The organism is Billgrantia sulfidoxydans (assembly GCF_017868775.1).
GTDB lineage: Bacteria > Pseudomonadota > Gammaproteobacteria > Pseudomonadales > Halomonadaceae > Halomonas > Halomonas sulfidoxydans.
In genome coordinates this window covers 580,638-603,021 of the sequence record NZ_CP053381.1, presented here as the reverse complement: position 1 = coordinate 603,021, position 22,384 = coordinate 580,638, and the positions used below count along the sequence as shown (strand labels likewise).

Sequence of the window (22,384 nt, the reverse complement as noted above, 5' to 3'; positions counted from 1 at the left end):
ACGCTTAGTTGCTGCTTGCATTATGTAACATATGAACCACTGTGCACCACCACCAACCCCACCATGACACCATGACAGCGTTGAAGGGAAGCCGCGCCGCTCATCGCAGCAGACTTCCCCCAGCGTAGAACAGGCACCGTATGCAAGCCGTCCGTACCTTGTTAATTTTCTTGTTGCTTGCCTATTCGCTCTCGATATCGGCCTTGTCCAGACCGAAAGCGGTATGCAGGGCACGCACGGCGAGTTCCATCTGCTTCTCGTCGATCACCACCGAAATCTTGATTTCGGAAGTGGAGACCATGCGGATATTGATGTTCTCGTCCGCCAGGACGCGGAACATCTTGGAGGCCACACCCGCATGCGAGCGCATGCCGACACCGACCAGCGAGACCTTGGCGATGTTGTCGTCGCCGTTGACCTCGCCGCCGCCCAGGTCGGGAATCACCTGCTCCTCGAGGATCTTCAGGGTCTTCTTGTAGTCGCCCTTGGCCACGGTGAAGGTGAAGTCGGTGTAGTCGCCGGCCGGCGCCACGTTCTGCACGATCATGTCGACTTCGATGTTGGCGTCGGCGATCGGCCCGAGGATGCGCGAGGCCACGCCCGGCACGTCAGGGGTGTTGAGCAGGGTCAGCTTGGCCTCGTTGGCAGTGAAGGCGATGCCGGAAATCAGCGGTTCTTCCATGGAGTCCTCGTCTTGGTCGGATTCTGCAACGATCAGGGTGCCGGGGCCGTCCTGGAAGCTGGACAGCACGCGCAGCGGGACATTGTACTTGCCGGCGAACTCGACGGAGCGAATCTGCAGCACCTTGGAGCCGAGGCTCGCCAGCTCGAGCATCTCCTCGACGGTGATGGTGTCGAGGCGCTGCGCCTTGGAGCAGACGCGCGGATCGGTGGTGTAGACACCATCCACGTCGGTGTAGATCTGGCACTCGTCGGCGCCCAGCGCGGCGGCCAGCGCCACCCCGGTGGTATCGGAGCCGCCGCGGCCCAGCGTGGTGATGTTGCCCTCCTCGTCGACCCCCTGGAAGCCGGCCACCACGACCACCTTGCCTTCGTCGAGATCTTCGCGCATCTCGTCGGTCTCGATACGCTGGATGCGCGCCTTGGTGTGGGCACTGTCGGTAAGGATGCCGACCTGGGAACCGGTGTAGGAGGTCGCCGGTACGCCGAGCTTGTGCAGGGCCAGCGCCAGCAGCGAGATGGTGACCTGCTCGCCGGTGGAGACCAGCATGTCCATCTCGCGCGGCGTGGGCTCGTCGTTGATCTCGTTGGCCATGCCGATCAGGCGGTTGGTCTCGCCGCTCATGGCGGAAACCACGACCACGACCTGATGGCCATCGTCACGGAAGCCCTTGACCTTCTCGGCCACGGCCTTGATGCGCTCCACGGAGCCTACCGAGGTGCCGCCGAATTTCTGTACGTATAGTGCCATCTACGGTTTTCCCTCGCTTATCGAGCGCGACGCGCCCGGATGAGTGAAAGTCGTCAAAGTCAAAGGGCCGGGACATCACGGTCGCCGGCCCTGTCTCGCGTCATTGCAGGCGCTGCTCGACCCAGCCGGGAACGCTCTCCAGCGCCGCCGGCAGAGCGCCGACATCGCTGCCGCCGGCCTGGGCCATGTCGGCGCGCCCACCGCCCTTGCCGCCGACCTGCGAGGCGACGTGGTTGACCAGCTCGCCGGCCTTCACGCGGGACGTCAGGTCGTCGGTGACGCCGGCGATCAGGCTCACCTTGCCGGCGTCGCTGTCCGCCACGCCGAGCACTACGATGCCCGAGCCCAGCTTGTTCTTGAGCTGGTCGAGTACGCCGCGCAGCTCCTTGGCCGAGACGCCCTCGAGCCGGGTCGCCAGCACCTTGACGCCGCCGATCTCGCGCGCCTGGCTGAGCATGTCGCTGCCGGCGGCGCTGGCCAGCTTGGCCTTGAGCCGCTCGAGCTCCTTCTCCAGGTTGCGGTTGCGCTCGACCAGCGACTCGACGCGCTCCTCGACCTGCTCCGGCTTGGCCTTGAGGCGCTCGCCGATGCGTGCCAGGCGCGCCTCCTGCTCGCGGAAGTAGGCCAACGCTCCTTCGCCGGTGATCGCCTCGATGCGACGCACCCCGGCGGCGATGCCCTGTTCGGCGACGATGTGGAAGCAGCCGATGTCGCCGCTGCGCGCGACGTGGGTGCCGCCGCACAGCTCGACGGAGAAGTCGTCGGCGCCGATGGTCAGCACCCGCACGCTGTCGGCGTACTTGGCCTCGAACAGCGCCGCCGCGCCCTTGGCCTTGGCCTGGTCGAGGGTCATCTGCTCGATGCGGGTCGGCGCGTTGGCCAGAATCTGCTCGTTGACCAGGCGCTCCACCTCGGCAAGCTGCTTCGGCGTCATCGCCTCGAAGTGGCTGAAGTCGAAGCGCAGCCGCTCGGGCGTGACCAGCGAGCCCTTCTGCTGCACGTGATCGCCCAGCACCAGACGCAGCGCCTTGTGCATCAGGTGGGTGGCGGAGTGATTGCGCACGGTGGCCGCCCGCAGCCCGGCATCGACCTGGGGACGCACCTCGCCACCCACCGACAGCGTGCCCTCCAGCATCACCCCGTGGTGCAGATGGTGGCCGCCCTGCTTCTGGGTATCGGTGACCAGGAAGCGGCCGCCTTCGAGGTGCAGGTAGCCGATATCGCCCACCTGGCCGCCGGACTCGCCGTAGAACGGTGTGCGGTCGAGCACCACCACGCCGCGCTGCTCGGGTTCGAGCGCCGCCAGGGCATTGCCCTCGCCATCGACGATGGCGGTCACCGTGGCGCGATCCTCGAGCCGGTCGTAGCCGGTGAAGGCGGTCTCGCCCTCGAGCTCCAGCGCCGCGCCGTAGTCGGCGCCGAACTGGCTGGCGGCACGGGCGCGTTCGCGCTGGGCCTCGAGTTCGCGCTCGAAGCCGGCTTCGTCGAGGCTCACGCCGCGCTCGCGACAGACGTCGGCGGTGAGGTCGTAGGGGAAGCCGTAGGTGTCGTAGAGCTTGAACACCGTCTCACCCGGCAGCACGTCGCCCTCGAGGTTGGCCAGGGCCTCCTCGAGCAGGCTCATGCCGTGCTCCAGGGTGCGCGCGAACTGCTCCTCCTCCTTGAGCAGGATGCGCTCGATCTGGTGGCGCGCCTCGCGCAGCTCGGGGTAGGCCTCGCCCATCTCGACATCGAGAGCGCCGACCAGCTTGTGAAAGAAGCTGCCCTTGGCGCCCAGCTTGTTGCCGTGGCGAATGGCGCGACGAATGATCCGGCGCAGCACGTAGCCGCGCCCCTCGTTGGAGGGCAGCACGCCGTCGGCAATGAGGAAGGCGCAGGAGCGGATGTGATCGGCGATGACCCGCAGCGAGGGCGTGGTGGTATCCGCATGGCCGGTGTGACGGGCCGCTGCCTCGAGCAGGTTCTGGAACAGGTCGATCTCGTAGTTGGAGTGCACGCCCTGCAGCACCGCCGCCACGCGCTCCAGCCCCATGCCGGTGTCGATGGAGGGCTTGGGCAGCGGGTTCAGGTTGCCGGCGGCGTCGCGATCGAACTGCATGAACACCAGGTTCCAGATCTCGATGTAGCGGTCGCCGTCCTCCTCGGGGCTGCCGGGCGGGCCGCCCCACACCTCGGGGCCGTGATCGAAGAAGATCTCCGAGCTGGGCCCGCAGGGGCCGGTATCGCCCATCTGCCAGAAGTTGTCCTCGTCGAGCTTGGAGAAGCGCGCCGGGTCGACGCCGATCTCCTCCTTCCAGATGCGCTCCGCCTCGTCGTCGCTCACGTGCACGGTGACCCACAGCTTCTCGGCCGGCAGCCCCAGGCGCTGGGTGAGGAACTCCCAGGCGAAGCGGATGGCGTCGCGCTTGAAGTAGTCGCCGAAGCTGAAGTTGCCCAGCATCTCGAAGAAGGTGTGGTGGCGCGCGGTGTAGCCGACGTTGTCGAGGTCGTTGTGCTTGCCGCCGGCGCGCACGCAGCGCTGCGCCGAGGTGGCGCGCACGTAGGGGCGCGGGTCGCGGCCGAGGAAGACGTCCTTGAACGGCACCATGCCGGCGTTGGTGAACAGCAGCGTCGGGTCGTTGCCCGGCACCAGGGAGCTCGACGGCACGATGGTGTGGCCGTGCTCCTCGAAGTAACTCAGAAAGGCCTGTCTGATGTCTGCGCTTTTCATGGGGTATCCGTGGCGATGAGCGTGGTCACCCGACGGGCAGGCGCGTCCAGCACCGTGTCAACCTGGCCGAATCGCACGCCTTGACGTGTCAGGAGCGCCACCTAGGGCGTTCGCAAAGGGAGGCATTATAACGCAGTTGTCAAGCGACTGAAGGGGAGGTGCACATGACCGTGCTCAGTCGACGGCGCCGAGTCGCGCCAGGGCATGACGGATCTGCTCGAAATCGAAGCCGCGGGCCGCCAGGAAGCGTTCGCGCCGGGCGCGTTCGCGAGGGGTATCGCCAGGGCCGGAGAAGCGGCGCTCGAGTACCTCGCGGGCAAGCTCGAACCAGTCGACCTCGCCCTCCCGCTCGGCCTCGGCCAGCGCGGCCGCGATCAGGCCGCGCTCGACGCCGCGCCGCTCCAGCTCGGCACGCACCTTCAGCGGACCCTGGCCGCGCATCACCCGCGAGCGCAGGAAGCTCTCGGCGAAACGGGCGTCGGACTGCAGGCCGGCCTCGGCCAGCGCGTCGAGACAGGCGTCGATCGCCTCCGTGGGGTGGGCCCGGGACGCCAGCCGCTGGGTCAGTTCGGCGCGAGAGTACTCGCGCCGGGCCAGCAGGCGGATGGCGTCATCCCGCGGGGACGCCGCGGGCGCTTCGGACCGGGCAGGCATGGCTTAGAGCAGGTCGTCCTCGCGCTCGGCGTCGGCCGCCACCGGCTCCTCGGCCTCCTCCTCCTTGGGCGCGACCGTGGCCAGCAGCTGGCCGCGGATCTGGCTCTCGATCTCCTCCATCACCGCCGGGTTGTCCTCGAGGAACTGGGCGGCGTTGGCCTTGCCCTGGCCGATCTTGTTGCCCTGGTAGCTGTACCAGGCCCCGGCCTTGTCGATCAGGTTGCACTGCACGCCCAGGTCGACCACCTCGCCGGCGTGATAGATGCCCTTGCCGTAGAGGATCTGGAACTCGGCCTGGCGGAACGGCGGCGCCACCTTGTTCTTGACCACCTTGACCCGGGTCTCGTTGCCGACCACCTCGTCGCCCTGCTTCACCGAGCCGGTGCGGCGGATGTCGAGGCGCACGCTGGCGTAGAACTTGAGCGCGTTGCCGCCGGTGGTGGTCTCGGGGCTGCCGAACATGACGCCGATCTTCATGCGGATCTGGTTGATGAACACCACCATGCAGTTGGCGTTCTTGATGTGACCGGTGATCTTGCGCAGCGCCTGGGACATCAGGCGCGCCTGCAGGCCGACGTGGGAATCGCCCATCTCGCCCTCGATCTCGGCGCGCGGTGTCAGCGCCGCCACCGAGTCGATGATGATCACGTCGACCCCGCCGGAGCGCACCAGCATGTCGCAGATCTCCAGCGCCTGCTCGCCGGTGTCGGGCTGCGACACCAGCAGGTCGTCGAGGTTGACGCCGAGCTTCTCGGCGTAGCTCGGGTCGAGCGCGTGCTCGGCGTCGATGAAGGCGCAGGTCTTGCCCTGGCGCTGGGCCTGGGCGATCACCGACAGGGTCAGGGTGGTCTTGCCAGAGGATTCCGGGCCGAAGATCTCCACCACGCGACCGTAGGGCAGGCCGCCGATGCCGAGCGCGATGTCGAGCCCCAGCGAGCCGGTGGACACCGATGGCATCACTACCCGCGGCGCGTCGCCCAGGCGCATCACGGTGCCCTTGCCGAACTGGCGCTCGATCTGGGAAAGGGCGGCATTCAATGCCTTGGAACGGTTTTCATCCTGTGCCATGAGGCTCTCCTCGCAGAACTCGCAGACGCTTGCAGGTGCAGTTGGTAGGCGGGCCACCGTGGGGAGCTCGCCCGGACACTGTATGGTTGGACAGTAGTATGACGAAAAAAACGCCGCGCGACTAGTCGGCTTCGAGGTAACGAATCAACCCGACGATGGCCTCGCGTACCGCGCGCTCGCGCACCGCGCGGCGGTCGCCGGGAAAGTGGAAGCGCTCGGCCCGCTGGCGTGCCTCGCTGCCCCAGGCCAGCCACACGGTGCCCACCGGCTTTTCCGGCGTGCCGCCGTCGGGTCCGGCCACGCCGCTGATCGCCACGCCGAGCTTGGCCCCGCTGTCGCGGCAGGCGCCCGCCACCATGGCCTCCACCACTTCGCGGCTGACCGCGCCGTGCTGGGCGATCGTTGCCTCGGGTACACCGAGCAGGCGCGCCTTGGCGGCGTTGGAGTAGGTCACGTAGCCGGTATCGAAATAATCCGAACTGCCGGCCACCGAGGTAATCGCACTGGCCACCCCGCCGCCGGTGCACGACTCGGCGGCGGTGACGCTGACGCCATGCTCGCGACAGCGTCGCCCGAGCCGTTCGGCGAGGGTGGCGAGGTCGAGGTTGGCCAGGCTGGAGGCACTGTGGGGCATGGTATCGCTCCTTTTGGTAAGGACCGGCCGACAGGCGCCGGCCACGCATTCTGCGGCTGCCTGCTACCATAGCGCATCCCCCCTTGATTGGCAGGCATCACCGCTTCGTCACGCCCGGTCGTCGGCACGGGCCCGCGCCGGCGAGGCGCCCGCCCACTCTGCCGCCAGCGGCACCTCGTCGAGAAATTCGAGAGAGCGCACCGGCATGGCGAACTTGATCTCGCGCTTGCGCAGTTCGTCCAGCAGGCCGAAGTTGATCGTCTGCTGGATGTCCATGTAGAGGTTGAAGTCCGGGCTGAGCACGTAGTAGACGACCTCATATTTCAGCGCATAGTCATCGAAGAAGCGCAGGTGGGCGCGATCGAAGCGTGTGCTCTCCACCGACTCGATGACCTGTCGAACGATCTCCGGCACCTCGCGCACCTTGTCCAGCGGCGTGCGGAAGGAGAGCGACAGGTTGAACACCACGCGCCGCTCCTGCATGCGGTTGTAGTTGTGGATGGTCTGCTGCAGCAGGCGGGTGTTGGAGATGATGACCTGTTCGCCGCTGAGGCTGCGAATGCGGGTGGTCTTGAGCCCGATGTACTCGATCGTGCCGGCGATCGTATCGAAGACGATGAAGTGTCCGACCTTGAACGGCTTGTCGACCCCGATCGACGCCGACGCAAACAGGTCGCCGAGCAGGGTCTGCACCGCCAGCGCGATGGCGATGCCACCGATCCCCAGGCTGGCCACGAAGGCGGTGATATTGACCCCCAGGTTGGCCAGGACGGAGAGCAACACCACGGCCCAGAGCCCGATGCGAAACATCAGCACGACCATGGTCACGGTCAGTTGATTGTCGCGCCCGGCCTCCGACCGCAGCGTATCCTCCTTCCACAGGCCCAGTGCGGCATCCACCCACAGGCCGAACTGAAACGCCAGCACCAGGAACCATAAATGGCTGACCCGCCGCTCCCAGAGCGGATCGAGTTCCACCACGAACAGGGCCACCTGCAGGGCCAGCACGGCCAGCAGCAGTCGGCTGGTATGCTCGGCGATATGCGCCGCATAGTGCCGCCAGTGCCCGCGCCCATGGGCCGACCAGTCGACGATGCGACCGACGAGCAGGCGCAATGCCAGGCGCAGGACGAGGTAAGCGACCAGCGTGATGCCCAGCAGCAGGAGCGCCGTCACCAGGGTCGGCTGGCCCAGCCACGCCCCCCAGCCTTGCCACAATTCCGTCTCCATGGATGCCTCCCTTTATCCGATGGCGCCAGTCATTATGGACAAAGCGACGCCTTCTGACGGCGTGGCTTTGTTACGGCATGTCGAGCGCGGGTGGGGCGTGGTAACCTTGCTTCCTTCCATGCCCACACAACCGACGAGCCAGCCGAGAAAGCATGAACGACGCGGTCAAGACGGATGTGCCGAGCCATACGCCGATGATGGCCCAGTACCTGAAGATCAAGCGCGAGCACCCCGAGGTGCTGCTGTTCTACCGAATGGGCGATTTCTACGAGCTGTTCTTCGACGACGCCAGGCGCGCCGCCGCGCTGCTCGACATCACCCTGACCCAGCGTGGGCAGTCCGCGGGCAAGCCGATTCCCATGGCCGGCGTGCCCTACCACAGCGCCGAGGGCTACCTGGCGCGCCTGGTGAAGGCCGGCGAATCGGTGGCCATCTGCGAGCAGATCGGCGACCCGGCGACGAGCAAGGGGCCGGTGGAGCGCCGCGTGGTGCGTATCGTCACCCCGGGCACGCTCTACGACGAGGCGCTGCTCGACGCCCGCCGCGATAACCTGCTGGTCGCCGTGCACCCGGTCGGCGACTGCTGGGGCATCGCCTGGCTGGAACTCTCCAGCGGCCGCTTCAGCGTGCTCGAGGTGGAAGGCGAAGGCGACATGCTCGCCGAACTGCAGCGCCTCGACCCCGCCGAGCTGCTGCTGCCCGAGAGCCTGTCGCTGCCGCCCGCGCTGGAGGGTCGCCCGGGGCTGCGCCGCCAGAGCGACTGGCTGTTCGATCTCGAATCGGCCACGCGCCTGCTGTGCGACCAGTTCCAGGTGCAGGACCTGCGCGGCTTCGGCTGTGCCCACCTGGAGGCCGCCCTCACCGCCGCCGGCGTGCTGGTCGAGTACGCCCGTGACACCCAGCGCTCGCGGCTGCCCCACGTCACCGCGCTGGGCGTGGAGAACCGCGACGATGCCGTGGTGATCGACGCCGCCAGTCGACGCAACCTCGAGATCGACATCAACCTCGGCGGCGGCGGCGACAATACCCTGGCCAGCGTGCTCGATACCACCGCCACCGCCATGGGCTCGCGGCTGCTCAAGCGCTGGCTCAACCGCCCGCTGCGCGACCGTGCCCAGGTGCAGGGGCGCCAGGCGGCGGTCGCGCTGCTGCTCGAGCAGGAGGGCTTCGTGGCCCTGCGCGAGCTGCTCAAGGCGATCGGCGACGTCGAGCGCATCCTCGCCCGGGTGGCACTCTACAGCGCCCGGCCGCGGGATCTCGCGCGCCTGCGCGACGCCCTGCTGGCGCTGCCCACGCTCGAGCGCGAGCTGCAGCACTACAGCGAAGGGACCGCACTCGACGAGCTGAGCCATCATATCCGCCCCTACCCCGAACTCGCCGACCTGCTCGCCCGCGGGCTGGTCGACAACCCGCCGGTGGTGATCCGCGACGGCGGCGTGATCCGCGAAGGCTTCGACGCCGAGCTCGATGACTACCGCGGGCTGGCCGAGCACGCCGGCGACTACCTGGTGCGGCTCGAGGCCCGCGAGCGCGAGCGCACCGGACTGGCCGGCCTCAAGGTGGGCTACAACCGGGTGCACGGCTACTACATCGAGATCCCCCGCGCCCAGGCCCGCGAGGCACCGGTCGACTACATCCGGCGCCAGACCCTGAAGAACGCCGAGCGCTTCATCATTCCCGAACTCAAGGAGTTCGAGGACAAGGCGCTGTCCGCCAAGTCACGCGCCCTGGCCCGCGAGAAGCTGCTCTACGACAGCCTGCTCGACTCGCTCAACGCCGAACTCAACGCGCTTCAGGGCACCGGCCGGGCGCTGGCCGCGCTGGACGTGCTGGCGGCCTTCGCCGAGCGTGCCCAGGCGCTCGGCTTCTCGCGGCCCCGTCTCGCCGAACTGCCCGGCATCGAGATTCGCGGCGGGCGACATCCGGTGGTGGAGCACGTCAGCGACACGCCCTTCGTGCCCAACGACCTGGTGCTCGACGACCGCCGCCGCATGCTGGTCATCACCGGCCCCAACATGGGGGGCAAGTCGACCTACATGCGCCAGGCGGCGCTGATCGTGCTGCTCGCCCATACCGGCAGCTTCGTGCCGGCGGACGAGGCCTGCATCGGCCCGGTGGACCGCATCTTCACCCGCATCGGCTCGTCGGACGACCTGGCGGGCGGCCGCTCGACCTTCATGGTGGAGATGACCGAGACCGCCAGCATTCTGCACAATGCCAGCGACCACAGTCTGGTGCTGATGGACGAGATCGGTCGCGGCACCAGCACCTTCGACGGCCTGTCGCTGGCCTGGGCCAGCGCCGAGCATCTGACCCGCACGCGTGCCTTCACCCTGTTCGCCACCCATTACTTCGAGATGACGGCCTTGGCCGATCAGGCCGAGGGGGTGGCCAACGTGCACCTCACCGCCGCCGAGCATCGCGACGGCATCGTCTTCATGCACCGGGTGGAAGAGGGCCCCGCCAGCCAGAGCTACGGCCTGCAAGTGGCCCAACTGGCCGGCGTGCCGCCATCCGTCATCGCACGCGCGCGCGACAAGCTGGCCCAGCTCGAGCAGCAGGAGGTCGACCAGGGCCACCGTGGCACCCCTCGACACGACAGCGGGCCGGCCCCGTTGCAGAGCGATCTGTTTGCCACCGCGCCCCACCCCCTGCTCGACGATCTGGCCGGCCTTGACCCGGATGAGCTGACGCCGCGCCGAGCGCTGGAGTTGATCTATGCCTGGCGCGAGAAGCTCTAGGTGTCGCGCCGCTTGCTCACACGGGGAGGCCTGTCTAGAATGAAGCGTCCAGCAAATTACATCTTATAAAAAGTTAATTTTTTATAACCATCAGGCTTAAGGCTGATACCGAACATTACCAACCGGGAGGTCACGACCCGGCTGCGAGGAGGGAGACAGGCATGACCTTTGTCGTCACCGAAAACTGCATCAAGTGCAAGTACACCGACTGCGTCGAGGTCTGCCCGGTGGACTGCTTCTACGAAGGCCCCAACTTCCTGGTGATTCACCCGGACGAGTGCATCGACTGCGCCCTGTGCGAACCGGAGTGTCCCGCCGAGGCGATCTTCTCGGAAGATGAACTCCCCGAGGGCCAGGAGGAGTTCATCGCCCTCAATGCCGAGCTCTCCGAGGTGTGGCCCAACATCGCCGAGAAGAAGGATCCCCCGGCCGACGCCGAGGAGTGGGACGGCAAGCCCGGCAAGCTGCAGTACCTGGAGCGCTGAGCCCAGCCAGACCCGCCCACTCGCGCCGAATGCCGGCCGGCATTCGGCGCAGCGTCCGCCCCCGTAGCCCAGGCAAAAAAAAGGCGACCCATAGGTCGCCCGGCTCCCAGCATTTCCTTGGGCGGTTCCCTCCGCCCTCTCTCCTGCGGCAACGTCCCTGCCCGGAGGCGACTTCCTGTCACACCGGGCGTGCCACGTCGATAGCATCCCGTTGCATCCTGCCGGAGAGCCTCCCGCTCTGCCTTGTCCCACGTGCATTCTGGCATGTCCGGCAAAAGGCGCAAGCGGCCGCCAATCAACTTCAAGGCCTCCCTAAAGTTGACTGAAGAAGCAGCCAAGCCAGTAAAAACAAAGGGATAGAAAAAGGCCGACACCTCCGGCATCGGCCTTCTCACTGCTATGTAGGCTTAGGTCTTCGCCTTTTTGTAGTCAATGTCCTACAAAAATGTCAGCGATATCGTCGGCCAGATGGCCAGAGCGATGCGCTCACTGCCCCTTGATCGCGGAGCGGCCGGGATAACCAACGCGATCGCCGAGCTGCTGCTCGATCACCAGCAGGCGGTTGTACTTGGCCACCCGGTCGGAACGGCACAGCGAGCCGGTCTTGATCTGGCCGGCCGAGGTGCCCACCGCCAGGTCGGCGATGGTGGTGTCCTCGGTCTCGCCGCTGCGGTGGGAGATCACCGCGGTGAAGCCGGCGTCCTGGGCCATCTTGATGGCGTCCAGCGTCTCGGAGAGCGAGCCGATCTGGTTGAACTTGATCAGGATGGAGTTGCCGATCTGATCAATGATGCCGCGCTTGAGGATCTTGGTGTTGGTGACGAACAGGTCGTCGCCGACCAGCTGCACCTTGTCGCCGAGCTTGTCGGTCAGCGCCTTCCAGCCGTCCCAGTCGGACTCGTCCATGCCGTCCTCGATGGAGACGATCGGGTACTGCTCGCACAGCTCGGCCAGGTAGTCGACGAAACCATTGGCATCGAAGGACTTGCCCTCGCCGGAGAGGCGATACTGGCCGTCCTGGTAGAACTCGGAGGAGGCGCAGTCGAGCGCCAGGGTCACGTCGCGGCCGAGCTCGTAGCCGGCATCGGCGACGGCCTGCTTGATCACCGCCAGCGCCTCGGCGTTGGACTCCAGGTTCGGCGCGAAGCCGCCTTCGTCGCCCACCGCGGTGGCCAGGCCGCGCGCGGAAAGCACCTTCTTCAAGGCATGGAAGATCTCGGCGCCGACCCGCAGGGCCTCGCGGAAGTTGGGCGCGCCCACCGGCTGGATCATGAACTCCTGGATATCGACGTTGTTGTCGGCGTGCTCGCCGCCGTTGAGGATGTTCATCATCGGCACCGGCATGCGGTACTGGCCCGGCTGGCCATAGAGTTCGGCGATATGGGCATAGAGCGGCATGCCCTTGGCGTTGGCCGCGGCCTTGGCGGCCGCCAGCGACACGGCAAGAATGGCGTTGGCGCCAAGGCTGGCCTTGTTGTCGGTGCCGTCGAGCTCGAGCATGGCATTGTCGAGGCCACGCTGGTCGCGGGCATCCATGCCGACCAGGCGCTCGCGTATGGCGCCGTTGACGGCCTCCACCGCCTTCAGCACGCCCTTGCCCAGGTAGCGCGACTTGTCGCCGTCGCGCAGTTCCAGGGCCTCGCGCGAGCCGGTGGAAGCGCCGCTCGGCGCGCAGGCCACGCCCACGGCGCCGCTCGCGAGGCGCACTTCGGCCTGCACGGTGGGGTTGCCGCGGGAGTCGAGTACCTCGAGGGCGTGGATGTCGACAATCTTGGTCATCGGTGTCGTCCTTTGGTTCTGTCAGCGTTGATTGAGTCGATAGGGGCTAATGTCTCTCTCGGCTTATAGCGCCACTGCCTGGGTAACCGCCGTTATTCGATGTTCAGTGCCGGAAAGCCCTTGACCAGTTCGTCGAGCGCCTTGAGCTGGGCCAGGAAGGGCTCGAGCCGGTCCAGCGGCAGCGCGCAGGGGCCGTCGCACAGCGCGCTGTCGGGGTCCGGATGGGCTTCCAGGAAGAGCCCGGCCAACCCCACGGCGACACCTGCCCGGGCCAGCTCGGCGACCTGCTGGCGACGCCCGCCGGCACTGTCGGCACGCCCGCCCGGGCGCTGCAGCGAATGGGTGACGTCGAAGAAGACGGGGCAGCCGGTCTGCTTCATGTCGCCGAAGCCGAGCATGTCGACCACCAGGTTATTGTATCCGAAGCTCGAGCCGCGCTCGCACAGCAGCACGCGGTCGTTGCCCGCCTCCTCGCACTTGCGGATGATGTGGCGCATCTCGTGGGGCGCCAGGAACTGCGGCTTCTTGATGTTGATCACCGCGCCGGTCCTGGCCATGGCCACCACCAGATCGGTCTGGCGCGCCAGGAAGGCCGGCAACTGGATGATGTCGGCCACCTCGGCCACGGGCTCGGCCTGCCACGGCTCGTGGACGTCGGTGATCACCGGCACGCCGAAGCGCTGCTTGATCTCGGCGAGGATCGCGAGCCCCCTCTCCAGGCCGGGGCCACGGAACGAATGGATAGAGCTGCGGTTGGCCTTGTCGAAGCTGGCCTTGAAGACGTAGGGCATGCCGAGCCGGCCGGTCACCTCGACATAGGCCTCGGCCACCTCGAGGGCGAGCTCGCGGGACTCCAGCACGTTCATGCCGCCGAGCAGCATCAAGGGCAAAGAATTGCCGGCGGTGAGGCCGGCAATGGAAACGTGACGTTCGGGTGCGGACGGGGCCATCTCGGACATGGTCTCACTCCTGATGCGACGACAGCGCCCGGGTGCGCGCCGCCTTGTGCTCCAGCGCCGCATTGACGAAGCCGGTGAACAGCGGGTGGCCGTCGCGCGGCGTGGAGGTGAATTCGGGATGGAACTGGCAGGCCACGAACCACGGGTGGTCGGGCAGTTCGATCATTTCCACCAGGGAATTGTCGACGCTCTTGCCAGAGATCACCAGGCCGGCCTTCTGCAGCTGCTCGACGAACTGATTGTTGACCTCGAAGCGATGCCGATGCCGCTCGACGATCTCGTCGCTGCCGTAGGCCTCGCGCGCCTTGGTGCCGGGTTCGAGGTGGCAGACCTGACCGCCCAGGCGCATGGTGCCGCCCAGGTCGGAGGCCTCGTCGCGCAGCTCGATCTTGCCTTCGGCGTTGATCCACTCGGTGATCAGGCCCACCACCGGATGCTGGGTGTCGTGGGTGAACTCGGTGGAGTTGGCATCCTCCCAGCCGGCCACGTGGCGAGCGAACTCGATCACCGCGACCTGCATGCCGAGGCAGATGCCGAGGTAGGGAATGCCGTTCTCGCGGGCGTAGCGGGCGGTCTCGATCTTGCCCTCCACGCCGCGCTCGCCGAAGCCGCCCGGCACCAGGATGGCGTCCTTGCCGGCCAGGCGCTCGGTGCCGTGGCGCTCGATGTCCTCGGAGTCGATGTAGTCGACATTGACCTTCACCCGGGTCTGGATGCCGGCGTGGATCAGCGCCTCGTTGAGCGACTTGTAGGCGTCGAGCAGCTCCATGTACTTGCCGACCATGGCGATATTGATCGACTTGAGCGGGTTGAGCTTGGCATCGAGCACGCGGACCCATTCGGCGAGATCGGCCGGCTCGGCCTCGAGGCGCAGCTTGTCGCAGACGATCTCGTCGAGGCCGTGCTCGTGGAGCATCAGCGGGATGCGATAAATGGTATCGGCATCCTGCAGCGGGATGACCGCGCGCTCCTCGACGTTGGTGAACAGCGCGATCTTGCGCCGCTCGGTCTCCTCGAGCTCGACCTCGCTGCGACAGATCAGGATGTCGGGCTGGATACCGATCGAGCGCAGCTCCTTGACGCTGTGCTGGGTCGGCTTGGTCTTGGTCTCGCCGGCGGTCTTGATGTAGGGCACCAGGGTCAGGTGCATGAAGATCGCCCGGCTCGCCCCCTGCTCGCTACGGATCTGGCGGATCGACTCGAGGAACGGCAGCGACTCGATGTCGCCCACGGTGCCGCCGATCTCCACCAGCGCCACGTCGAAGCCCTCGCCGCCGGCATAGACCCGGCGCTTGATCTCGTCGGTGATGTGCGGGATCACCTGCACGGTGCCGCCCAGGTAGTCGCCGCGGCGCTCGCGCCGCAGCACGTGCTCGTAGACGCGGCCGGTGGTGAAGTTGTTGCCCTGGGTCATCTTGGTGCGGATGAAGCGCTCGTAGTGGCCCAGGTCGAGATCGGTCTCGGCGCCATCTTCGGTGACGAACACCTCGCCGTGCTGGAAGGGGCTCATGGTGCCCGGATCCACGTTGATGTAGGGATCGAGCTTGAGCATGGTGACCTTGAGGCCGCGCGCCTCGAGAATCGCCGCCAGCGAGGCCGACGCAATGCCCTTGCCGAGAGAGGACACAACGCCGCCGGTCACGAAGATATATCGTGTCATGAAGAACCTGTCGAAACGTGATCATGAGGCGTGGCAGAAAGCCGCGCCAGGATGGGACGACAGCGTAGCAGATTACGACCAATGGCTCAATTTCGCCGCCGCCGGGCGCGGCTCAAGGCCACCAGCGCGCCGTATCGCCGCCCAGCGGATCGCGCGGCGGCCGCGAGACACGGGCGATGCGCGCCACGGCGGCATCGTGCGCCTCCGGGTCGGCGCCGATCAGGTCGAGCTCGCGCTGATCCTCGGGGTAGGCGGCCAGCAGCAGGAAGTCGGCGCTGGCCTCGAGGTGGCAGTGGCCGGTGCCCGCCGGCAGTACCAAGGCGTCGCCGGTGCGCAGCTCGACGTCATCGCCCCGCTCGCCGCCCAGGCGCAGCCTGCCCCAGCCCGATAGCACGCCGAAGGCCTCGTGGGCGATGGAGTGGTAGTGGTGGTAGTCGTAGACCCCGCCGCGCCAGCTCGGCCGCCAGCCGTTGGCACCGAACAGGCGCTCGAAGCGCGCGGCGATGTCCTCGCGATCGAACACCGGGTTCACCCCCCGCGAGCGGAAGGCCAGGGTCGCCAGCGGGCTGTTGGGAATGCGCCCGTCGTCGGCGAAGTGCCGGCACTCAGGTGCCACGGGGCCGCCATCGGCATCGGCCAGCCCCAGCATGTCGAGCGAATCGTCCATGATCGTCTCCTGTCGCGTTCGGTTCCTGTCACGGGTACCCGAACCTGAGTCTAGAAAAAGAGCGCGCCGAACGACAACGCCCCGGCACTTGGCCGGGGCGGGCAGGTGGGGAACGGTGTGGTTACACGCCGAGGTAGTCGAGGATGCCCTCGCCGGCCTCGCGCCCTTCGTACACGGCGGTGACCACCAGGTCGGAGCCGCGCACCATGTCGCCACCGGCAAAGATCTTCTCGTTGGTGGTCTGGAAGGCGTAGGCGCCCCGCTCCGGCGCCAGCACGCGGCCGCGCTCGTCGAGCTCGATGCCGAAGCGATCGAACCACGGCGCCGGGCTCGGCTGGAAGCCGAAGGCGATGACCACGGCGTCGGCCGGCAGGATCTCCTCGGAGCCGGGCACCACCTCGGGGCGCTGGCGACCGTTCTCGTCGGGCTCGCCCAGACGGGTGCGCACCACCTTGACGCCCTCGACCCGGCCCTCGCCGACCACCGCCACCGGCTGGCGGTTGAACAGGAAGTCGACGCCCTCCTCGCGGGCGTTGGCCACCTCGCGCTTGGAGCCCGGCATGTTCTCTTCATCGCGGCGATAGGCGCAGGTGACCGAACTGGCCCCTTGGCGGATCGCCGTGCGGTTGCAGTCCATGGCGGTGTCGCCGCCGCCCAGCACCACCACCTTCTTGCCTTCCAGCGAGACGAAGTCGGCCGGATCCTTCTCGAAGCCGAGGCAGTGATTGACGTTGGCGATCAGGTAGTCGAGCGCCTTGTGCACGCCGGGCAGGTCTTCCCCGGGGAAACCACCGGTCATGTACTTGTAGGTGCCCATGCCGAGGAACACCGCGTCGTATTCGGCGAGCAGGGTGTCGAAGTCGACGTCCTTGCCCACCTCGATGCCCAGGCGGAACTCGATGCCCATCTCCTCGAACACCGCGCGACGGCGCTCCATCACCGTCTTGTCGAGCTTGAACTCGGGAATGCCGAAGGTCAGCAGGCCGCCGATCTCGGGGTAGCGGTCGAACACCACCGGCTTGACCCCGTTGCGCACCAGGATGTCGGCGCAGCCGAGCCCGGCCGGACCAGCGCCGATGATGGCGACCTTCTTGTCGGTCCAGGTGACCTGGGACATGTCCGGGCGCCAGCCCATGGCGAAGGCGGTGTCGGTGATGTACTTCTCCACCGAGCCAATGGTCACCGCGCCGAAGCCGTCGTTGAGCGTGCAGGCGCCTTCGCACAGGCGGTCCTGCGGGCACACCCGGCCGCACACCTCGGGCAGCGAGTTGGTCTTGTGCGACAGCTCGGCGGCCTCGAGGATGTTGCCCTCGGCAACCAGCTGCAGCCAGTTGGGGATGTAGTTGTGCACCGGGCACTTCCACTCGCAGTACGGGTTGCCACAGTGCAGGCAGCGATGCGACTGGCTGGCCGCCTCCTGGGGCTTGAACGGCTCGTAGATCTCGCCGAACTCGCGCGAGCGCGTGCGGGCGTCCTTCTTCTGCGGATCCTGACGCCCCACGTCGATGAACTGGAAGTCGTTTCTGGTCAAACGGTTGGCCATTTGTCTGTCTCCTGGAATCCGGCTCACTCGGGGCGTCTGCGCGATTCGTCGAGCAGACTGTTCAGGCTCGCCGCCTTGGGCTTGACCAGCCAGAAATGACGGGCGAAGTCGCTGAAGTCGTCGAGTATCTCGCGGCCGCGGGCGGAGCCGGTCTCGGCCACGAACTCCTCGATGATCTCCCTCAGGTGACGCCGATAGGCCTCCATGGCCTCGGTATTGACCCGGTGGATCTCCACCAGCTCATGGTTGTAGCGGTCGACGAAGGAGCGGTCCTCGTCGAGCACGTAGGCGAAGCCGCCGGTCATGCCGGCACCGAAGTTGACGCCGGTCTCGCCGAGCACGCAGACCAGGCCGCCGGTCATGTACTCGCAACAGTGGTCGCCGGCGCCTTCGATCACCGCGTGGGCGCCGGAGTTGCGCACGGCGAAGCGCTCGCCGGCGGTGCCGGCGGCGAACAGCTTGCCGCCAGTGGCGCCGTAGAGGCAGGTGTTGCCGATGATCGCCGTCTTGTGGCTCTCGAAGCGGCTGCCGCGCGGCGGCACGATCACCACCTTGCCGCCGTTCATGCCCTTGCCGACGTAGTCGTTGGCGTCGCCCTCGAGGTAGAGGTCGAGGCCACGCGCGTTCCACACGCCGAAGCTCTGTCCCGCCACCCCGGTGAAGCGCAGCGTGATCGGGGCGTCATCGAGACCCGCCTCGCCGTAGTGCTTGGCCACCGCTCCGGAGGAGAGCGCCGGCACCGAGCGGTCGCAGTTGGTGATGGTGAAGGCGAACTCGCCGCCGCTCTTGTCGGCGATGGCCTGCTCGATGGTCGCCAGCACCTCCTGGTTCTTGGTGCCGGGATCGTGCGGCACATTGCGGCTGACCTGGCAGAACTGCGGTGCGTCGGCCGGCACGAAGTCGTTGGCCAGCAGCGGCGTCAGGTCGAGCCTGCGCTGGGAGGCGGTATCGCCCTCCAGCACCTCGAGCAGGTCGGTGCGGCCGATCAGGTCGGTCAGCTTGCGCACGCCCAGCATGGCCATCAGCTCGCGCACCTCCTCGGCAATGAAGCGGAAGTAGTTCTTGACCATGTCCACAGTGCCGCGGAAGTGCTCGTCGCGCAGGTACTGGTGCTGGGTGGCCACGCCGGTGGCGCAGTTGTTGAGGTGACAGATACGCAGGTACTTGCAGCCCAGCGCCACCATCGGCGCGGTGCCGAAGCCGAAGCTCTCGGCGCCGAGGATCGCCGCCTTGACCACGTCGAGGCCGGTCTTGAGGCCGCCGTCGGTCTGCAGGCGAATCTTGTCGCGCAGGCCGTTGATGCGCAGCGCCTGATGCACCTCGGGCAGGCCCAGTTCCCAGGGGCTGCCGGCGTGCTTGATCGAGGTCAGCGGGCTCGCTGCGGTGCCGCCGTCGTAACCCGACACGGTGATCAGGTCGGCATAGGCCTTGGCCACGCCGGTGGCGATGGTGCCGATGCCGGGCTCGGAGACCAGCTTCACCGACACCTGCGCCTCGGGGTTGACCTGCTTGAGGTCGAAGATCAGCTGCGCCAGGTCCTCGATGGAGTAGATGTCGTGGTGCGGCGGCGGCGAGATCAGCGTCACGCCGGGCACCGAGTAGCGCAGCCGCGCGATCAGCTCGTTGACCTTGCCGCCGGGCAGCTGACCGCCCTCGCCGGGCTTGGCGCCCTGGGCCACCTTGATCTGCAGCACCTCGGCGTTGACCAGGTAGGCCGGGGTGACGCCGAAGCGGCCCGAGGCGATCTGCTTGATCTTGGAGCTGCGGATGGTGCCGTAGCGCGCCGGGTCCTCGCCGCCCTCACCGGAGTTGGAGCGCCCGCCGGCCTCGTTCATGGCCTGGGCCAGCGCCTCGTGGGCCTCGGGAGAGAGCGCCCCCAGCGACATGCCGGCGCTGTCGAAGCGCGGGATCAGCTCGTCGACTGACTCCACCTCTTCGAGCGGCAGCGCCGTCTCGGCGGCCTTGAGCCCCAGCAGGTCGCGGATGGTCGCGGCGGGACGCTCGTTCACCAGCTGGGCGAATTTCTTCCACTTGCGGTAGTCGCCCTCCTGCACGGCCTCCTGCAGCGCCTTGACCACGTCGGGGTTGTAGGCATGGTACTCGTGGTCGTGCACGTACTTGAGCAGGCCACCCTGGTTGATGCCCTTGCGCGGCGTCCAGGCGTCGCGCGCCAGCAGCTCCTGCTGCAGCTGCAGCTCGCTGAAGCCGGTGCCCTCGATGCGCGAGGCCATGCCGGTGAAGCACAGCTCGACCACCTCGGAGGAGAGTCCCACCGCTTCGAACAGCTGCGAACCGCGGTAGGAAGCCAGCGTCGAGATGCCCATCTTGGAGAGGATCTTGTAGAGCCCCTTCTGCATGCCCTTGCGGTAGTTCTCGCGGGCATCCGCCGGGTTGCCGGTGAGTTCGCCGGTGCGATGCATGTCGGCCATGACCTGGTAGGCCAGCCACGGGAACACCGCGGTGGCACCGACGCCGAACAGCACCGCCATCTGGTGGGCGTCGCGGGCGTAGCCGGTCTCGACCACCAGGTTGGCGCGCGGGCGCAGCGCCAGCTTGCCCAGGTGGTGGTGCACCGCGCCCACGGCGAGCGCGGCGTGGATCGGCAGCTGGCCCTGCTCCAGGTTGGCGTCCGACAGCACCAGGATCACCTTGCCCTCGTGCACCGCGGCCTCGGCCTGGCGGCATAGCTCGACGATGGCCGCCTTTAGCCCCACCTGCTCGGGGTCGTAGCCGAGGCTCAGCCGCTGGTGCGCAAAGGTCGGATCGTCCTGCTCGAGCAGCGCGGTGAACTTGCGCGGCGACAGGACCGGCGTGGTCAGGATGATGCGGTGAGCGTGCTCGGGCGTGGCCTTGAACACGTTGAGCTCGGCACCGATACAGGTCTCCAGCGACATCACGATCGCTTCACGCAGCGGGTCGATGGGCGGGTTGGTGACCTGGGCGAACTTCTGGCGGAAGTAGTCGGTCAGCAGGCGCTGCTTGCGCGACAGCACCGCCATCGGGGTGTCGTCGCCCATGGAGCCCACCGCCTCCTGGCCGCTCTCGCCCAGCGGACGCAGCACCTGGTCGCGCTCCTCGAAGCTGACCTGGAACATCTTCTGCCAGGTCTTGACCTGCTCGGCGTCCATGTTCTGGAAGCTGGCCAGCTCGGTCAGCGCCGACTCGAGGTAGTGGGCTTCCTCTTTCAGCCAGCGCTTGTAGGGGTAGGCGGACTGCAGGCGCTCGTCGATGTCCGCGGTGTGCAGCACCTCGCCGGTGTGGGTGTCCACGGCCAGTATCTGGCCCGGGCCGACGCGGCCCTTGGCCACCACGTCCTCGGGCTTGTAGTCGTAGGTGCCGATCTCCGAGGCCAGGGTGATGTAGCCGTTCTTGGTGATCACCCAGCGCGCCGGACGCAGGCCGTTGCGGTCGAGCATGCAGACCGCCTGGCGACCGTCGGTCATGACCAAGCCGGCCGGGCCGTCCCACGGCTCCATGTGCATGGAGTTGTACTCGTAGAAGGCGCGCAGTTCGCCGCTCATGGTCTCGACGTTCTGCCATGCCGGCGGCACCATCATGCGCACCGCGCGGTGCAGTTCCATGCCACCCATCAGCAGCACCTCGAGCATGTTGTCCATGCTCGAGGAGTCGGAGCCCACGGTGTTGACGATCTCGTCGAGTTCGGCGATGTCGGGAAGCCGCTCGTTGACGAAGTTCTCCTTGCGCGAGTTCGCCCAGCTGCGGTTGGCCTCGATGGTGTTGATCTCGCCGTTGTGCGCGAGCAGGCGGAACGGCTGGGCCAGCGGCCAGCGCGGCTCGGTGTTGGTGGAGAAGCGCTGGTGGAAGACGCAGATAGCGGTCTCGAGGCGCTCGTCGCCCAGGTCCCGGTAGAAGGTCGGCAGGTCCACCGGCATCATCAGGCCCTTGTAGGAGACGACCTTGGATGACAGCGAGCAGACGTAGAAGTCCTCCTCGTCGCGCAGCATCTGCTCGGCGCGACGACGCGCCATGAACAGATCGACATCGAAGCGCGCGGCATCGCCGAGCTTGCCCGGCTCGACGAACAGGTGCCGGATGCGCGGCAGGCAGGCACGCGCGATGGGACCGCAGCAGGAGGGATCGACCGGCACGTCGCGCCAGCCGCGGATGACCAGGCCACAGGCCCGCAGCTCGCCCTCGAGGATGCCGCGCGCGCGCGCCTCCTTGGCGTCGTCGTCGGGCAGGAACACCGCGCCCACGGCAAACTGGTCGCCGAGCTCGACGCCCAGCGCCTCGGCGGCGACTTCGCGCATGAAGCCCTCGGGCATCTTGAGCAACAGGCCACAGCCGTCACCGGTCTTGCCATCGGCGGCGATGCCGCCGCGATGGGTCATGCAGGTGAGCGACTCGATGGCGGTACGCAGCAGATCGTGGCTGGCCTGCCCTTCCATGTGCGCGATCAGGCCGAAGCCGCAGTTGTCACGGAATTCGCCTGGATGATGAAGGCCTCGGTTCATGGGCGTGCCTCAGAGAATGACTATTGACCAAACGTTAGCCGTTATGTATTTTTATCTGTTTTCTTTTCGTTTGCGCTGACAAAGACAGCCGGCTAACGTCGCGTGAAAAGGACGCCCAGCATAGACACTTACTCCCCCGACGCGCAATCTCCAGCCTCCCCTCTCGCCAGCAAAACCTTCGCCAAATCCGCAACTTGCTGAATGAAGCAAAGCAAAAAAAACCATCAGTTCAAAGACTTGCGTGGCCCATAAACGGATTCCAAACGGCCAAAACGGAGCATTCGACTTTAGTCTAAAATTAGCCATTTCCCCCATGCCGATCCGGCATGAGGCATACGGATTCAATG

The 22,384-nt window shown here is 67.0% G+C and carries 14 protein-coding genes; 2 read left to right on the top strand and 12 right to left on the bottom strand.

All coding sequences use genetic code 11. The features are described 5' to 3' along the window. Positions 1-181: 181 nt before the first annotated feature. The 6 genes from HNO51_RS02825 to HNO51_RS02800 all read right to left on the bottom strand — a co-directional run bounded on the left by HNO51_RS02825 (position 182) and on the right by HNO51_RS02800 (position 7,728). Positions 182-1,432, bottom strand: coding sequence for an aspartate kinase (locus HNO51_RS02825; protein ID WP_111412936.1), 1,251 nt, complete (start codon positions 1,430-1,432; stop codon positions 182-184). A gap of 100 nt (positions 1,433-1,532) precedes the next feature. Beyond that, positions 1,533-4,142 (bottom strand): alanine--tRNA ligase, encoded by a 2,610-nt coding sequence (alaS, locus tag HNO51_RS02820; RefSeq protein ID WP_209538410.1) that lies wholly within the window; start codon positions 4,140-4,142, stop codon positions 1,533-1,535. 174 nt (positions 4,143-4,316) lie between these two features. After that, entirely contained in the window at positions 4,317-4,796 is a 480-nt protein-coding gene (locus HNO51_RS02815) for a regulatory protein RecX (protein WP_197449540.1), read from the bottom strand. 3 nt (positions 4,797-4,799) lie between these two features. After that, the gene (recA, locus tag HNO51_RS02810; protein ID WP_197449539.1) at positions 4,800-5,864 is read right to left on the bottom strand and encodes a recombinase RecA; all 1,065 of its coding nucleotides are present in this window, start codon (positions 5,862-5,864) and stop codon (positions 4,800-4,802) included. Between the two features lie 121 nt (positions 5,865-5,985). Further along, a complete protein-coding gene (locus tag HNO51_RS02805; RefSeq protein WP_197449538.1) occupies positions 5,986-6,498 on the bottom strand; it encodes a CinA family protein in 513 nt (170 codons plus the stop codon). A gap of 108 nt (positions 6,499-6,606) precedes the next feature. Then, the gene (locus HNO51_RS02800) at positions 6,607-7,728 is read right to left on the bottom strand and encodes a mechanosensitive ion channel family protein (protein ID WP_209538409.1); all 1,122 of its coding nucleotides are present in this window, start codon (positions 7,726-7,728) and stop codon (positions 6,607-6,609) included. A gap of 152 nt (positions 7,729-7,880) precedes the next feature. On the opposite strand from HNO51_RS02800, the gene mutS reads away from it, so the two are divergent. After that, positions 7,881-10,469: a DNA mismatch repair protein MutS gene (gene mutS, locus HNO51_RS02795; RefSeq protein WP_197449537.1), complete on the top strand. Its 2,589-nt coding sequence runs from the start codon at positions 7,881-7,883 to the stop codon at positions 10,467-10,469. Positions 10,470-10,630: 161 nt separating this feature from the next. Further along, positions 10,631-10,954 (top strand): ferredoxin FdxA, encoded by a 324-nt coding sequence (fdxA, locus tag HNO51_RS02790; protein ID WP_010630102.1) that lies wholly within the window; start codon positions 10,631-10,633, stop codon positions 10,952-10,954. A 486-nt stretch (positions 10,955-11,440) separates the two neighbouring features. Here the strand turns inward: fdxA and eno are convergent, their stop codons facing one another. The 6 genes from eno to gltB all read right to left on the bottom strand — a co-directional run bounded on the left by eno (position 11,441) and on the right by gltB (position 22,037). Then, a complete protein-coding gene (eno, locus tag HNO51_RS02785; RefSeq protein WP_209538408.1) occupies positions 11,441-12,733 on the bottom strand; it encodes a phosphopyruvate hydratase in 1,293 nt (430 codons plus the stop codon). A gap of 92 nt (positions 12,734-12,825) precedes the next feature. Then, entirely contained in the window at positions 12,826-13,692 is an 867-nt protein-coding gene (gene kdsA / locus HNO51_RS02780; RefSeq protein WP_422674249.1) for a 3-deoxy-8-phosphooctulonate synthase, read from the bottom strand. 4 nt (positions 13,693-13,696) lie between these two features. After that, a complete protein-coding gene (locus HNO51_RS02775; RefSeq protein WP_197449535.1) occupies positions 13,697-15,352 on the bottom strand; it encodes a CTP synthase in 1,656 nt (551 codons plus the stop codon). A 112-nt stretch (positions 15,353-15,464) separates the two neighbouring features. Further along, positions 15,465-16,019 carry a cupin domain-containing protein gene (locus HNO51_RS02770; RefSeq protein ID WP_197449534.1) on the bottom strand — a complete coding sequence of 185 codons (555 nt, stop codon included), beginning with the start codon at positions 16,017-16,019 and terminating at the stop codon, positions 15,465-15,467. Between the two features lie 121 nt (positions 16,020-16,140). After that, positions 16,141-17,562 carry an FAD-dependent oxidoreductase gene (locus HNO51_RS02765; protein WP_197449533.1) on the bottom strand — a complete coding sequence of 474 codons (1,422 nt, stop codon included), beginning with the start codon at positions 17,560-17,562 and terminating at the stop codon, positions 16,141-16,143. 23 nt (positions 17,563-17,585) lie between these two features. Further along, positions 17,586-22,037 carry a glutamate synthase large subunit gene (gene gltB, locus HNO51_RS02760; protein WP_209538407.1) on the bottom strand — a complete coding sequence of 1,484 codons (4,452 nt, stop codon included), beginning with the start codon at positions 22,035-22,037 and terminating at the stop codon, positions 17,586-17,588. Positions 22,038-22,384 lie beyond the last annotated feature (347 nt).

Bases quoted from the DNA above. Each gene is read 5' to 3' on its own strand.
- HNO51_RS02825 (WP_111412936.1), bottom strand. From the start codon at position 1,432: ATGGCACTATACGTACAGAAATTCGGCGGCACCTCGGTAGGCTCCGTG.
- alaS (WP_209538410.1), bottom strand. From the start codon at position 4,142: ATGAAAAGCGCAGACATCAGACAGGCCTTTCTGAGTTACTTCGAGGAG.
- HNO51_RS02815 (WP_197449540.1), bottom strand. From the start codon at position 4,796: ATGCCTGCCCGGTCCGAAGCGCCCGCGGCGTCCCCGCGGGATGACGCC.
- recA (WP_197449539.1), bottom strand. From the start codon at position 5,864: ATGGCACAGGATGAAAACCGTTCCAAGGCATTGAATGCCGCCCTTTCC.
- HNO51_RS02805 (WP_197449538.1), bottom strand. From the start codon at position 6,498: ATGCCCCACAGTGCCTCCAGCCTGGCCAACCTCGACCTCGCCACCCTC.
- HNO51_RS02800 (WP_209538409.1), bottom strand. From the start codon at position 7,728: ATGGAGACGGAATTGTGGCAAGGCTGGGGGGCGTGGCTGGGCCAGCCG.
- mutS (WP_197449537.1), top strand. From the start codon at position 7,881: ATGAACGACGCGGTCAAGACGGATGTGCCGAGCCATACGCCGATGATG.
- fdxA (WP_010630102.1), top strand. From the start codon at position 10,631: ATGACCTTTGTCGTCACCGAAAACTGCATCAAGTGCAAGTACACCGAC.
- eno (WP_209538408.1), bottom strand. From the start codon at position 12,733: ATGACCAAGATTGTCGACATCCACGCCCTCGAGGTACTCGACTCCCGC.
- kdsA (WP_422674249.1), bottom strand. From the start codon at position 13,692: ATGTCCGAGATGGCCCCGTCCGCACCCGAACGTCACGTTTCCATTGCC.
- HNO51_RS02775 (WP_197449535.1), bottom strand. From the start codon at position 15,352: ATGACACGATATATCTTCGTGACCGGCGGCGTTGTGTCCTCTCTCGGC.
- HNO51_RS02770 (WP_197449534.1), bottom strand. From the start codon at position 16,019: ATGGACGATTCGCTCGACATGCTGGGGCTGGCCGATGCCGATGGCGGC.
- HNO51_RS02765 (WP_197449533.1), bottom strand. From the start codon at position 17,562: ATGGCCAACCGTTTGACCAGAAACGACTTCCAGTTCATCGACGTGGGG.
- gltB (WP_209538407.1), bottom strand. From the start codon at position 22,037: ATGAACCGAGGCCTTCATCATCCAGGCGAATTCCGTGACAACTGCGGC.